Origin of the sequence: Streptomyces sp. NBC_00885, assembly GCF_045207475.1 — a bacterium.
Classification (GTDB): domain Bacteria; phylum Actinomycetota; class Actinomycetes; order Streptomycetales; family Streptomycetaceae; genus Streptomyces.
Map to the genome: position 1 here is coordinate 3,778,460 of NZ_CP108796.1, position 13,904 is coordinate 3,792,363.

At 63.7% G+C, this 13,904-nt stretch carries 13 protein-coding genes; 6 read left to right on the forward strand and 7 right to left on the reverse strand.

All coding sequences use genetic code 11. The annotated features are described in order from the left end of the window. Nucleotides 1-44 precede the first annotated feature (44 nt). From dndB to dndE, 4 genes are read left to right on the forward strand one after another with little or no spacing between them, the layout of a single operon-like run. A complete protein-coding gene (dndB, locus tag OHA61_RS17035) occupies nt 45-1,175 on the forward strand; it encodes a DNA sulfur modification protein DndB (RefSeq protein WP_406303734.1) in 1,131 nt (376 codons plus the stop codon). Beyond that, entirely contained in the window at nt 1,172-2,692 is a 1,521-nt protein-coding gene (dndC, locus tag OHA61_RS17040; protein ID WP_406303735.1) for a DNA phosphorothioation system sulfurtransferase DndC, read from the forward strand. Before dndB ends, dndC begins: the two co-directional genes overlap by 4 nt. Continuing rightward, the gene (gene dndD, locus OHA61_RS17045) at nt 2,679-4,670 is read left to right on the forward strand and encodes a DNA sulfur modification protein DndD (RefSeq protein ID WP_406303736.1); all 1,992 of its coding nucleotides are present in this window, start codon (nt 2,679-2,681) and stop codon (nt 4,668-4,670) included. Before dndC ends, dndD begins: the two co-directional genes overlap by 14 nt. Continuing rightward, nucleotides 4,660-5,037: a DNA sulfur modification protein DndE gene (gene dndE / locus OHA61_RS17050; protein WP_406303737.1), complete on the forward strand. Its 378-nt coding sequence runs from the start codon at nt 4,660-4,662 to the stop codon at nt 5,035-5,037. The genes dndD and dndE overlap by 11 nt, the downstream gene beginning before the upstream one ends. Nucleotides 5,038-5,110: 73 nt before the next feature. On the opposite strand, the gene OHA61_RS17055 is transcribed toward dndE, so the two are convergent. Then, complete coding sequence (locus OHA61_RS17055) at nt 5,111-6,841, reverse strand: ATP-binding protein (protein WP_406303738.1); 1,731 nt, start codon at nt 6,839-6,841, stop codon at nt 5,111-5,113. A 454-nt stretch (nt 6,842-7,295) separates the two neighbouring features. Further along, nucleotides 7,296-7,829 carry a hypothetical protein gene (locus OHA61_RS17060; protein WP_406303739.1) on the reverse strand — a complete coding sequence of 178 codons (534 nt, stop codon included), beginning with the start codon at nt 7,827-7,829 and terminating at the stop codon, nt 7,296-7,298. A 338-nt stretch (nt 7,830-8,167) separates the two neighbouring features. Between OHA61_RS17060 and OHA61_RS17065 the strand changes: the two genes are divergently transcribed. Both OHA61_RS17065 and OHA61_RS17070 read left to right on the forward strand, forming a co-directional pair. Further along, nucleotides 8,168-9,871, forward strand: a complete 1,704-nt coding sequence (locus OHA61_RS17065) for a hypothetical protein (protein WP_406303740.1) — start codon at nt 8,168-8,170, stop codon at nt 9,869-9,871. Then, the gene (locus OHA61_RS17070) at nt 9,871-10,827 is read left to right on the forward strand and encodes an HNH endonuclease (RefSeq protein WP_406307385.1); all 957 of its coding nucleotides are present in this window, start codon (nt 9,871-9,873) and stop codon (nt 10,825-10,827) included. Before OHA61_RS17065 ends, OHA61_RS17070 begins: the two co-directional genes overlap by 1 nt. An 83-nt stretch (nt 10,828-10,910) precedes the next feature. Here OHA61_RS17070 and OHA61_RS17075 read toward each other — a convergent pair whose 3' ends face one another. The 5 genes from OHA61_RS17075 to OHA61_RS17095 form a co-directional block, all read right to left on the reverse strand. Then, nucleotides 10,911-11,240, reverse strand: coding sequence for a hypothetical protein (locus OHA61_RS17075; RefSeq protein WP_406303741.1), 330 nt, complete (start codon nt 11,238-11,240; stop codon nt 10,911-10,913). Between the two features lie 79 nt (nt 11,241-11,319). Next, nucleotides 11,320-11,610, reverse strand: coding sequence for a hypothetical protein (locus OHA61_RS17080; RefSeq protein WP_406303742.1), 291 nt, complete (start codon nt 11,608-11,610; stop codon nt 11,320-11,322). Next, the gene (locus OHA61_RS17085; RefSeq protein ID WP_406303743.1) at nt 11,610-12,659 is read right to left on the reverse strand and encodes a major capsid protein; all 1,050 of its coding nucleotides are present in this window, start codon (nt 12,657-12,659) and stop codon (nt 11,610-11,612) included. Before OHA61_RS17085 ends, OHA61_RS17080 begins: the two co-directional genes overlap by 1 nt. 14 nt (nt 12,660-12,673) lie before the next feature. After that, nucleotides 12,674-13,090, reverse strand: coding sequence for a head decoration protein (locus OHA61_RS17090; RefSeq protein WP_406303744.1), 417 nt, complete (start codon nt 13,088-13,090; stop codon nt 12,674-12,676). A 102-nt stretch (nt 13,091-13,192) separates the two neighbouring features. Next, a complete protein-coding gene (locus OHA61_RS17095; protein ID WP_406303745.1) occupies nt 13,193-13,756 on the reverse strand; it encodes a hypothetical protein in 564 nt (187 codons plus the stop codon). Nucleotides 13,757-13,904 lie beyond the last annotated feature (148 nt).

Genomic DNA, 13,904 nt, shown 5'->3' on the forward strand with positions numbered 1-13,904 from the left:
ACACCGTGTACGTCTAATACCTGACGTACGATACCGTTGCGTAGGTGGGATCACCGTCACCTTCGCAGCTCGCTGACACCGCCACGTCCTCCGGTTTTGAGTACATCTTCCCAGCCATCCGGGGCGTCCAGGCGGGGCGCGAGTTCTACGTGTCCATGTGTCCGCTCCGGCTCATCCCGAAGATCTTCCTCTTCGACGAAGATGAGCTCGCGCCTGAAGTCCGCGCCCAACGAGTATTGAACAAGGGCCGATTGCCGGCCCTCACTCGGTACATTGTGGACAACCCCGACGATTACGTCTTCAGTGCTCTCACTGCCTCCGTCGATGGAGAGATGCACTTCGAGGGCATCTCTGACAGCGGGGTCGGGATGCGCGCCGGCCAGATCCGAATCCCGATGGCTGCCCGCTTCCTCATCAACGACGGGCAGCACCGTCGGGCAGCGATCGAGCAGGCCCTCAAGGAGAACCCCGACCTCGGTGAAGAAACCATCGCCGTGGTCTTCTTCCACGACTCTGGCCTCGCCCGCTGTCAGCAGATGTTCGCTGACCTCAACCGCCACGCAGTGCGTCCGCCCCGCTCGATCGGCGTGCTCTACGACCACCGCGACGACCTGGCGATCATTGCCCGGCTCCTCGCAATGAGATGTCCCGTCTTCAAGGGGCACGTGGAGATGGAGAGCAGCACCCTCGCCCAGCGGTCCCGCAAACTCTTCACTCTCAGCTCCGTTTACTACGCCACTCAGTCCCTCCTTCAAGGGCTGGAGATTAAGAAGGAGAAGGCGCAGGAGCTTGCCGAGCACTTCTGGGAAGCCGTTGACGAAGTCATTCCTGAATGGGACCTGGTACGTCGCCGAGAGCTGGCAGCGGCCGAGGTACGCAAGGACTACATCCACACCCATGGCATCGCCCTCCACGCCATCGGCCGGATCGGCAACACCCTTCTCCGGAGTTCCGAAGCTCCCAAGGTGTGGAAGCCGAAGCTGATTCGATTGAAGTCAGTTGACTGGACCCGAACCAACACGGACTGGGAGGGACGCGCGCTCATCGGCGGACGCGTGTCGAAGAGCCACCAGAACCTGACCTTGACGGTGAACTATCTCCGACAGCACATGAAGCTCCGGCTGAGCCCCGAAGAGCAGCGTGTTGAAGACGCATACCTACGAGGAGACGCATGAGCACCTTGACACGGACCGCTCCCTTCCAGGGGCGGCGCCTCTCTGACGTCGTGAACGAGCTGACGGAGGAGGTCCGCGAGCTCTATACGGCGGACGAGGTGCCCTGGGTCATCGGCTACAGCGGCGGCAAGGACTCCACGGCCGTCCTCCAGCTGGTGTGGCTTGCGCTGAAAGATCTGCCGGTCGAGCAGCGCACCAAGCCGGTGCACGTGATCAGCACCGACACCCTGGTGGAGAACCCGGTGGTCGCGGCCTGGGTCTCGCGGTCACTGGAAACCATGGGGAAGGCGGCGCAAGAGCAGCAGCTCCCCATCGAGCCGCACCGGTTGACGCCGAAAGTTGAGGACACCTTCTGGGTAAACCTGATCGGCCGTGGCTACCCTGCGCCCCGCCCGAAGTTTCGCTGGTGCACGGAGCGAATGAAAATTAGGCCCTCAAATACCTTCATCCGCAAGGTCGTTCGTCGCCACGGGGAGGCCATCCTCGTACTCGGTATCCGCAAGGCGGAGAGTCAGGCTCGTGCCCGCGCTATGGCCAAGCATGAGAAGGGCCGTGTGCGGGACCGGCTCTCACCCAACGGCAATCTGCCCAACTCCCTTGTTTACAGCCCAGTCGAAGACTGGACCAATGACGAGGTCTGGATGTTCCTCATGCAGCAGTCCAACCCTTGGGGCCATAAGAACAAGGACCTGCTGACCATGTACCAGGGCGCGTCCAGCGATTCCGAGTGCCCCCTGGTCGTAGATGACACCACGCCGTCATGCGGCGACAGCCGATTCGGCTGCTGGACTTGCACCCTCGTGGACCAAGACAAGTCGATGGCTGCCATGGTCAACAACGACCGGGAGAAGAAGTGGATGGAGCCTCTCCTCAAGCTCCGAGACGATCTCGACGACGTGTCGAAGGAGAAGGAAACCCGCGACTTCCGGCGCATGGACGGTCGGGTCCAGCTCTTCAACGACCGAGTCATCCCAGGGCCTTACACCCAGGCTGCGCGTGAAATGTGGCTCCGCAAGTTGCTTGAGGCTCAGGCGATCGTGCGGAAGAAGGCTCCGGACGACATGAGCAACATCGAGCTCATCACGATGGAAGAACTTCATGAGATCCGCCGGCTCTGGGTCTTCAAGAAGCATGAAGTGGAGGACTCTCTCCCCAAGATCTACGAAGAGACTACGGGAGAAAAATTCCCCGGAAAGCCGCTGGATGAACAACTCGTCATCCGCGCTGGCGAGATCGAGCTCCTACGGGAAATCTGCGGCGATGACGAAATCCACTTCACGATGGTGCGTGAACTTCTAGCTGTTGAGCGAGAGTATCGAACCAAGTCGCGGCGCTCCGGTCTCTTTGAGGCCCTTCAGAAGGTGATCGAGAAGGGATTTTACGAAGACGAGCAAGACGCACTCGACTTCGCCAAGCGCAAGCGAGAGGCCCTTCAAGGCGACACTCAGACGGAACTAAAGAATGAGCCCCAGGTCCTGACGCTAGACGAAAAGACGAACGACGATGCTCCTGCATAACATCACCCTTCGCGACTTCGGCGCGTACCAAGGTGAACAGCGACTCGACCTGCGCACAGAGCCTGGGCGTCCCATCGTCCTGATCGGCGGATTGAACGGCTGCGGCAAGACGACACTGCTCGACGCCATCCAATTGGTCCTGTACGGGCCCAAGGCAGACTGCAGCGGCCGAGGAAACCGCGCATATCATGACTACCTTCAGCAGTGCATCAACAGGAAAGCCGACCCGGCCGCGGGGGCATCGATCGCCCTGGAGTTCTCCGTCAACGCGGAGGACAAAGAACGCGACTACAGGGTGGTCAGGAATTGGTACATCAGTGGCAAGACCGTGAAGGAAATCCTCACCGTCTTGGTTGACGGTGAATTCAACCGCACCGTCACGGACGGATGGGCAGATCACGTCGAGACCATCCTCCCCATCGATGTGGCCTCTCTCTTCTTCTTCGATGGTGAAAAGGTCGAGTCACTCGCTGATCCTGAGCGTGCAGCCAAGGTAATCGAATCCGCGATCCAGTCCCTGCTCGGGGTGAGCGCGATGGAACGGACCCGGAACGACCTCAAGGCTCTCCAGAACCGCCAGCGGCTCTCCGAGGAAAATCAAGAGACCATCGACAAGATCCGTATGCAGGAGCAGGAACTGGCGCAAGCCACTCAGGCTGCCGCAGACGCCACCCTGCGGGTCGGTGGCTTCAGATCGCAGCTGGACGTCTGCAAGAAGGACCTCAACACAGTTGAGCAGGCCTTCGCGCGGGCCGGGGGTAGGGAGTTCGAGCGCAGCAAGGAACTTGAAGCCCAGCGCGATCGCATCGCTGAGCAGGCTAAGGCCACAAACAAGGCTCTCGTTGCCCTCGCTGAAGGTTCGCTCCCTCTCCTGCTGCTCCAGGAACAGCTCGTGGGAGTGAAGCAGCAAGCAAAGCTTGAGAAGGAAGCAGACGATGCCGCCCGGGTCGTCGATGTCCTGGAGCAGCGAGACGAATGGCTGCTCAACCAGCTCACGGACTCACTGTCCGCAGAGGCACGTAAGGCGCTCAAGAGGAAGCTGACTAGCGAGCGAAAGAAGCGCGCGGCCGCGGCGGACCTTAAGCAGAGCCTCGGCCTCCCGCACGATGCGCTGATGCAGTTCTCGGCTCTAGAGCAGGCTCTGGCCAGTGACACGGCTCGGGCACGTGAACTGTTGCAGGAAGCCTCAGACGTGGCAGAGGCGTTGGAATCGGCAGACCGGCAGTTCGCCGCGGTCCCTGACGAAGTGCTCATCAAGGACCTTGTAGACAAGCGCAGGGCGGCCTTGGAGAGAGTCACGGTCGCGCAGGCACAGGTGCACCGTGGTGAGGCGCTAGAGGCAGAGGCAGCAGCGCGCCGTGACCGGGTGGCCGCGGAGCTGAAACGAGCACAGCGAGATCGCGCAGTAGCCGAGTGGCGCTCTGAGTGGCTCGAACGAGTCATCAAGTACTCAGACAAGAGCCGCGGCACCCTGGGAAAGCTCCGGGGTGCTCTCCTCGACCGTCACACCGAGAACGTGGAAGTCGCGGTCCTCAGGAGCTTCAACACCCTCATGCGCAAGCAGGGACTTGTCCGGGACATTCAGATTGACACGGACAAGTTCACCCTCTTGCTGACCAACTCCGATGGGGAAGCTATCGACCCCGGCAGGCTCAGTGCTGGCGAGCGGCAACTCCTTGCTGTGTCGCTGCTGTGGGGCTTGGCCCAGGTTGCGGTCAACCGCCTGCCCAGCATCATCGACACCCCGCTCGGGCGACTGGACAGTCGACACCGCCAGCATCTCGTGGACCGTTACTTCCCCAAGGCAGGTCGCCAGGTACTGCTGCTGTCCACGGACGAGGAGATCGACGAGCACCTGTTCAACTGCCTGAAGCCCCACCTCGCTCACACGTACACCCTCGTTCACGACGACAAGAACCTCACCACCACCGTCGAACCCGGCTACTGGTGGACCGAGGGAGCCCAGCATGTCGCTTGAGACAATCCGCCTCTCCCAGACCGCCAGAGACCAACTTGTGTGGCTCAAGCGCCATACAGGAATCACTCATTGGAACGTGCTGTGCCGGTGGGCGCTCGCACTCTCCCTGCGGGACGGTTCAACTCCGCTGGTGAAGGAGATCGTCACCGATTCGAACGTCGAGATGTCCTGGAAGACTTTCGCGGGAGCGCATGGCGACATCTACCTCGCCCTCCTGAAGCAACGGTGCATCGCTGACGGAGAAGAACCCACCGATGATGCTGTACTGCGAACACTCCTCGTCCATATTCACCGCGGTGTCGGCTTTCTTCATGGCCGACCCGACCTGAGGAGTATCAGCGACTTCGTGAAGCTCGCTGTGGCATAGCAGACGAGGGCCCGGCGGAGACGACAGCCTGTCTCCGCCGGGCCCTCATGGTTCAACGAGCCGTCAGCTGACCTCAGAGGACGTCCTTGATCTTCGTCAGGTACTGCTCGGTGAAGCTGCCCCACCACTTCCGCAGCTCCTTGTACTGATCGACCGGCGTCTCGTGCATCGACTCGGCCTTCGCATAGGCCACCAGGAGCAGCGTGATCGCTTCGATGGCTCGACGCGCCGTGGCGGACACGTTGGGGCCGGTGCCCGTGCCCCCCTCCTTCGACAGCAGCTGCAGGGGCTCGTACATCTCCTGGTAGAAAAGGTGGCGCTGGTTCAGCCGGATGATCGTCTGGTCCTTGAGGTGCGTGAGCTGGAAGAGATCATCCCCGGGCACGTCCACGGTCTCGATGACGAACGGAAGATCCTTGATCTCCTGCACGTAGGCGGCCTTCTCCTCTTCCGTCGTGCTCCTTCCCGCGTCCTTCGCCAGGTTCTCGTACTCCCTTTCCTGCTGGGCCGGCGTGGGGACCTGCTTGACTCGCGCCTTCGGCATCGTGCGGTCCGCGTCCTTGAGGGCCTTAGTGATGGGGGCGTGCTCGCCGGACTTCACCGCGTCATCGCGGTTGACCTCGCCCCACACGCGGTCGATCTCGTCACGCGCCTTCGGGATGATGCTCTCAGCGATGCTCCGCAGGGTCCTGCGGAGCTCATCAGCCGGAACCGCGCCGCGCTTCACGTTGCGAACGCCCATCATGCGGTCGAGCTCCGGGGTGAAGTAGACCTCGAAGCCGATGTACCGGTCCTTGGTCTGCACCCCGGAGGGAAAGAGCTTGGCTACGGGGGTGTAGCTGATCTCGCGCTCAAGCCGCATGAAGCTGATGGCGCCCTCGTTGTCCGGGATCCGCAGCCTCTTGGCGAAGGCATCGCCGCCGGCGCCCTTGAAGCGCAGGACCTCGGGCGGCGCCAGGGCGATGACGACGCGGATCTTGTGATCGGTCCCCTGGACCTTGACCTCTTCGTTGAAGAAGACCTGACCGTGGAAGTGCCGGGCCTCAGCGCGTGATTCGCCACTGGTACGTGCAAGTTCCTCGGTGAGCACCTGGTCGGCCCAGGTGCCCTTCCGCAGGAAGGTCGGGTCGTGGGGCCTCAAGTCCGTGTGGTCGACGGTGATCCGGATGCCCCCGCTCAAGAACCCCCTGAAGATCCGGGCCAGTTCCTTGTTCATCTCGTTGCGAATGTGGTCCGGGGTACTCCGGCCGTGACCGTCGGAGACGCGGTCGATCTTCGACCACGTCACCATGGTGCCCGAGCCTTCCGGGAAGTAGACCTCAAGATGGGCGGGGAGCGGCTCGTCATCGGGGGGGTAGATCCCGACCTTGTCGCCGCGCTTCTCCGCCTCGATGCCCTCTTCGAGGTCGAAGAACACGTGCCTGATCTGCTCGCTCCCCTCGACTCGGGACCAGGCGTCGATGCGCATGCCGACGCTGAGACCTGCGAGCTTCGCGCCGACGCCGAACTTCCCGATCGTCTTCTCGGACATGAACCTCTTGGAGAAGCCGAGCTGCAGGTAGTGCTGCAGCGTCTCGTCGTCCATGCCCTCACCGTCATCGATGAAGGAGACTTGCGTGAGGGTCTTCTTGCGGCTCTTCATCGCCTCTTCGGTGATGATCTGGATGTGATTCGCGCGGGCTTCGACGCTGTTGTCGATCACCTCACCAACGGCGGAGGGGAAGTTGTGGCCGGACTCTCGGAGGCTCAGGAGGGCCTGTCCGGAGAGGACGACCGGGATGATGTTCAAGTCGGCGGTGGTCATGCTGTGCTCCTGGGGTCAGAGTGGCGTGGTCGAGGCAGCGCCCGGCTCAAGGCGCGTGCGATGGCTGCTTCGGTGCAAAAGGGGCAGCGGCGGCCCGTTCCGGCGGGGCTCGCGGGGTGGATCTGGTTCCTGACCGAGCGGCCTGCGGATCTGTATTGGTGGTACCAATAGGACTCGATCGCGTAGGCCTGGTGGGAGTTCCGGGCCGGCGCGACGACGAAGTGGGTCGCGCGCCCGCGCAGTGGATGACGGGATAACCTCTGGCGGAGGCAGGTATCCGACCGCCCCACGTACAGGGGGCGGGCACCTTGATGCTCGTGCTCCATCAGTAGATACGCCCCGATGGTCCCGGTCGGGATCTGCATGTTCACGACGCTTCGTGTGAACCGGAGAGCGACACTGGACGTGCCCTCGTACGGCTCAGCAACCCGGACGGGGACGTTGCTCGATGTCCTCATGCGGTACCACTGATCAGCGCCCGGGCGTGGATACGGAGGGCGCGCCGGACACGCTCAACCGTGGCCACAGACACGCCAGTCTGCCTGGCAGAGTCAGGGACGGTCGCCATGTCGAGCATGCCCTGGAGGCAGCCAGGACCATGAGGGCCAAGCGCCGCGGCGAAAGCTGTCAGCTCCCGAATGGTTTCGGTGGCGAGGGCACGCGCCTCGGGGGTGTCGTACGTGACCATCTCGGCTACGGGCGAACCGTCCGCTGCGGTGGTGGACACACGGCGGCGAGCTGCGTCGGCAAGAGGCCGACAAGCGGCACTCCGGCGGGCGTTGGCCTCCGAGCGGCGGATCGTACGCCGTGCGTCCCGGATGACGTTCCGGCACAGCAGGTCGGGGTCTTCGGCCACACGCCTGTGGCCCAGTGCGAGGTTCAGAGCGGTGTCGAGAACGTCGAGGTACTCGCCGTCCCACGCCCTCGCCTTGTTCTTCCTGTACAGACGGCACATCGCATCGACGCGCACGTCGTTGTTCTGGAGCATCAATGCCCCTCCCCGGGTGCCCGGCTGCTATAGGCCGGACCCACTCAGTTGTGACCCGCTCGCCCTTTGGCCGTCGTCGCCTTACGGTCGACTTCGGCATGAGCAGGCTTTGAAACTGTAGAGCCCGCCACCGACAGTCGGTGGTGGAACGCTCACACCACCTAGGGGACAGCCCAACGGCACATCCCCTCACGGGAGTTACCCAGGCAACCACGTGATTGCGGTCGACGCAGGTCAAGGGCTGGACGGGCAGCAGGCTTGGAAGACTTGCGGTGCAGAGCTGTCCCCACCAGGTAGCGTTGGGGGCATCTTGGATCATGCCCTCTGGAGGCCCCTGCGTGAACGCTAAGACGATCACCTACACGTACCCAGCCCACATCACGCAGCAGACTCCGTCGGGCAAGCCCCTGGTCTTCTTCGCCGCGCCGGCCACGCAGATTGATCAGTGGGTCGGTGTGCCTCAGCGCAGTCGTCTTGATGATGAGGAGACCATCGGTTTCCAGCGGCAGGAGAGCAAGTCAAGGATCCGAGAGCTGTCCAGCTTCTATCACGATGAGCGCAACATCGTGCAGAACCCACTCCTGGCAGCTCCGCAGAGCGACACCTCTGTCACCTTCAAGGCGCTCGACGGGACTCCCGAGTTCGGCACGCTGGAGATCGTGAGCGAGGACTTCAGCGACACGTCCTTGATGGAGCTGATGTCCCGGGTAGTCGCACGCCTCGAGTCTCGTATGCCGGAGCTCAAAGAAGCCACACTGGACCAGGAACGCCTCTCGTCGATCATAGATCGGGCGCGGAAAGAGCACGGACTCGATGCCGTTGGGGACGAGGAAGACGATGACGAAGAGGCGGCAGCGGAGGAGGCTGGTAACGGTGATTACGCAGATGCGGCCAGCGTACTGCTGACCGACGAGACCCACCTGATCGACTTCTACACCGAGCTCAAGGGACGCATCAAGGTACTCGAAGCCTTGGACGCGGATGTGAAGCCGAAGAAGATCCTCGGGTTCGACCGGGAAGCGATGATCAGCTATCTCAAGCCGATCATGCTCGTCGATGGTCAGCACCGCCTGAAGGGCGCCGTGTTGGCCGCGGCGAGCCGCGCTGAGAGCCAGGACGGAGAGGCGTTCCTCCTGGAGGCGGCGGAGAACGGTCAGGACCCGGCTCAGGCCAAAGCCGACTTCATCGCGGCACACGCTCGGCGACTGCCCGTCTCCCTCCTGCTCGACCCCAGCCCGAGCGAACACGTCTTCCAGTTTGTCGTCGTGAACCAGAAGGCCACGCCGATGGGCAAGGCGCTGCTGGGCACGATCGTGTCGACGAGCTTGAGCAAGGACGAGCTGGACCCGGTAGCACAGCGACTCAAGGACGCCGGCATCAAGCTGGACGACTCTCAGGCCATCGCCTACCTCACGCGTGCGGAAGAGAGCCCGTTCAAGAACTTCGTGCAGACCGGCATCGCGGGAGACAACAGGACCCTGCTGCAGTGGCCGGTCCTCAAGGGTCTCGTAGGGATCTTCCGCGAGCTGTCCGGAGGCAAGCTCTACGGGCAGAAGACCGACTGGTCCAGGATTTGGGGTAAGTACCACCTCGACGAAAGCTCGTTCGTCGCAGACTTCGACACTCACGACGAAAAGGTCGCGGCATGGGCCAGGCCTGACGGACCGTGGCGGGATGTCTTCACCAGGTTCTACTCGAACATCAGGGAGAAGTTCGGCGCCGACGACCCAGAGGCAAAGAACGCCTGGGGAACGACACGCAGCAACCTGTACAACAAGATCAGCCTCACGATCCTGGCGGCTGACTACTTTGAATTCCTGCGCATGCAGAAGAAGACACTGAACAGCCTCGACGATGTCGACTCCACGATGGAGGCCTGGCTAACCGACGTCAATCCGGCGTACTTTAATCGGCTTTGGAACGTCGAGAAGAAGGACACCCCCCTTATCCGGAGGACCTGGAGCCGACTCTGGTACGACTACCGGAGGAACCCCGAGTCCCTGCCCAAGGAGGGCGAGTACAACCCTGCTGCTGGGGCGTGATGCAGCCTCAGGAGGTCGGCGAGTTCTTCGCCGAGATCAAAAAAGCCTTGGACAGCAACTGGTCGGACGAGGCTCTCAAATCTCTCTCCACGTACACGGTGCCAGAGGTCGTATCGGGAAATCATGGATGGCTACTGCGTGGAGACCTGTCAACCGTCTGGGGTCGATGGTTCATCGAGAGTCTCGTCGATCTAGCGCCGTACGAGCTGGATACCGAACTGAGTATCGGGCACCTCCATGCACCCATACTCGATTACTTCAACGCCCTTAGCCCGCAAGTCCCCCTGGACGAACGGAAGAAGTACGCACGCGTGCTGACGAAATTTGCTTGGCAGTTGGTCTCCGCCAGGAGGAGGCGGAAGCGATCCGCGATCGGACTCGCCACACGCGAAGAGCTGTGGGCCATGGGCCAGCCAGAACCTCGCTGCTACCTTTGCGGTTACCTGTTCGGGGATCACGCGCGAGACAAGTTCCTCGGTATCGCCCGAGATGAGCCGCCAACCCCGCCGCTGGTTGACTTCACGCGTCCCCGAGGCATACGCGCCAGTCAGCTTTGCATCGAGGTGGATCACGTAATCCCCGTGGCAGAAGGCGGAAAGACGGCCGTTGAGAATCTGCGTCTTGCCTGTGGCTGGTGCAACTCCGTGAAGAACAGATACACGAACATCTACGACACGATTCCCTGGTCTGCCGGGATATTCGACCATCAGGCTCTGGGCCCTGTGACGCAGCCCCAGCCGCTTTGGGTGTTGCGGACCGTAGCTACTCGTAGAAGGTGCGAATTCCCTGACGGTTGCACGGCGAAGATCGAGGACAGTGAACTCTTTGCCGGTCCACGAAACACCAACGGTGCGCTTACTCCGGTCAATCTGGCCGTATTCTGTGAACACCACGATCCTTGGCGCCTCGACAGGTGGATCGGCCCCAAACGTCTTACCGCCTCTCTTGCAATCTAGGGGCTCCGAACGGGCGAGTGATTCAGGCTGACGGCCGCTCCCATCGTTAACCCGATAGGGAGCGGCTCGAGTTCGCCCCGGCCCTACCGGTAGCGGCGCGCGGGCGTCAGCCGCGTCACCGCCAGCGCCGCATTCCACTCCTCCCCGTTCTTGGGATCATCCGGGGCGGGGGCCTGGCGGACCTGATCGATCTGCCGCTCGATGCCGCGCAAGTTCTCCTGCAGATCCATGGTCACCACGCCATCGACGGTGACCTTCAGCGGATCCGCGAGCAGCTTCGCTCGCCGCTCGCCGAGCACCTCCAGCGCGACCGCCCGCACCGACCGCAGCCGGAAGTAGCGGGCCTCCAGGTCGGCAGCGTCGGCGTCCGGGCCGAGCTGCGCGCGCAGCCATGACCGCTGGAACTCGTCCATCGGGTTCACATTCCTCAGCACGGAGCACGGCCCGGAGCCAGACGGGGGTAGCTGGCTCCGGGCCGTACGAGCGGTCATCTTACGAAGCGGACGAGCGGGACCGCCGTGGCTGCGGCTTCTTTGGGCCGCCCCCGCCGGCCTCCCCCTGCTCCTGGTCCGGCTCGGGATGGCCCGCGGTCGGGTCCGGCTCGCCGACCGAGACCGGCTCCGGATCGGCCTCCTCCTCGTCTCCGTCCGGGGGCACGTCCCAGGCATCTGGGTTCGTGACCAGGGCGGCGATCTCCGGGTCCGGGGACTCGCAGGGCAGCAGGATCAGCTCCTCCCGCGTGGAAGGGTCCTGTACGTACACGGCAGCGATCAGGTGCGGCATCACAGCACCTTCGCCACGATGTGCGCGTCCGGGGTGTGCAGGACCGGCATGCCGACCGCGGCGCCCTTGGTGTAGATCTGCACCGGGTCATCCTGAACACCGCGGGTGATGATGATGCCGGGCGCGTCCTCCTGGATGATCTCCGGGTTTGTTCCGCGCGAGAGGACCAGGGCCTCGGACGTCACGCCGAGCTGGGTCTGTCCCCACTTCTCGCGGTCCGGCGGCACCAGAATCCACAGGTCCTCGGGCAGTACCTTGCGGGGCTTGCCGTCCACCCGCACCTGCGCCTTGTAGAACGTGATCGGCGGCAGGCTGTAGTTGCCGCGTACCACGTTGATTTGCTGCGGGGTGAGCGTCGCCGTCGGCGTGGTCGAGGGGTTCACCGACCCGTAGTACGCCGCCCGGTAGGCGTTGTTCGCCGCCAGGTACGAGAACGCCTTCCTCGAGGACACGACCAGCTCCGGTTCCGGAGCGCCGATGTCGTCCAGGTGCTGGATCCACCGCAGCTCGTCCGCGATCGGATCGGAGGCCGGATCGGACCACGGGCGGGCGGCGACCGGCATGTTCTCGGCGGGGACGTTCCAGTCGACCTCCAGTGTCAGGCCGTTCTCCTGCACCAGCGAGAACTTGCCGTCCGCCAGGACGTCTCCGGCCGCCAGCTCCAGCCGGGAGCGGATCGCCTCGACGTGCCGCTCGACGTCGTCATACAGCAGCTCGATCAGCCGGTCCTGGTCCGAGCCGTGCGACGCCTCCAGCAGGATCTGCTCCTGCTCGGACACGATGAGCTTCTGGCCCAGCGCGGGCAGCGCGCCCTCACGGGAGGTCTGCCACGCCTCACGCGTCGCGAACGGCACCGAGGCGTTGAACGCCCGGTACTTCGCGACGTTCACATACCGGCCCGAGTCCTTGGTCCGCCACTTGACCTCCCGCAGCTCCAGCGTCGGGAAGATCGTCTGGGTGAGCAGGAAGTCCTTCGGCGACGGGATCGCCCTCGCGAACGTCGTCAGGTCTACGACCGAGACGTCCTTCAACAGGTCCTGAATAGTCATCGCTCAGGCCCCGCTCACACGAAGCGGATCTGCGCAGCGCGCGGGTGCCACGTCAGCTGCGACAGGTCAATGCCGCCCGGCACCTTCGACGCCTTCACAGCGCCGTGCCACAGCAGCGCCGCCGGTACCCGCGTCTGGCCCGGAGCGAACGGTGCCTCGGCGACCACGAAGCCGCGCAGGACCTGACGGCCGCAGTGCGCCTCCGGGTCATACGGGCCCCACAGCTTCGACTCGGCGACCTTGCCGACCGGCACACCGGAGAACACCCGCCCGTACGGGTCGCAGCCGTCACCGCACTGGTAGTGCACGCCCTCGGTGAACAGCGAAAGGTCGAGGGTGATCGTGTCGGTCGAGTCCGTGCCGTGCAGGGCCGTCAGCCACTCGCGGTTGGCGGTCACGTACTCGGACGTCGTAACAGGCTGAATGGTCACGCTGTGTCTCCATGGACGAATGCGGTTGCTTTCCGCACACCGCCCGTGGGGGCGATGTCGTCCACGAAGTTGCGGGGGCGTGGTCCCCCAACTGCTCTGGTATCAGCGGGCGTCGTTGAACTCGGCGGGCTGTACGAGACCCCGTCGACGCGCCATTTCCAGGCCGGCTGAACCCGGCCGACTCACCGGCGTCTTCCGCTGCGGGCCCCGCCCGGCCGGAGCACCGTCCGGGGCCGACGGCGCCTGCATCCGCACATCACCGAACAGCTCGGGTCGCCGCGACCGCAGCGCCTCCGCAGCAGCCGAGACCTGCGCCTCGTCCGCGTCCTCGTCATCGGTCGCCAGCAGCCGTTCCGCGTCCACGAGGTCATCGCCCGACGCCCCCAGCGATACCAGGGCCGCCCGACGCAGAGCCGCACGTTCCCGCTCGGCTGCCAGCTCCTCGCGCCGAGCTGCCTGCAACTCCCGTTCTGAAGCGGCCTGTTCGCGGCGCTCCACCTCCGACAGTGCGGCCTGTTCCGCATCCCTCTGTACGGTGACGAACTCCGTCAGCGCCTTGGGTGTATCAAATCCCAGGGTCGACAACAGGCGCTTGACTGCGGCGCGTTCACCCTGCGCCTTCTCGCGGGTGAGCATCTTCCCCAGACGGTCCTGGGTCACCGTCACCTGCTGCTCCTGGCCGCTAACGTCGGCGTCGTCCAGGTGCTCGTTCGACTCGTCGTCGGGCGAGGCTCCGCAGACGGGAAAGATGGGCCGCCCATCACGGCGATACCCAACAGGGTGCCGAGGCGGCAGGGGCCGGACCATACAACTC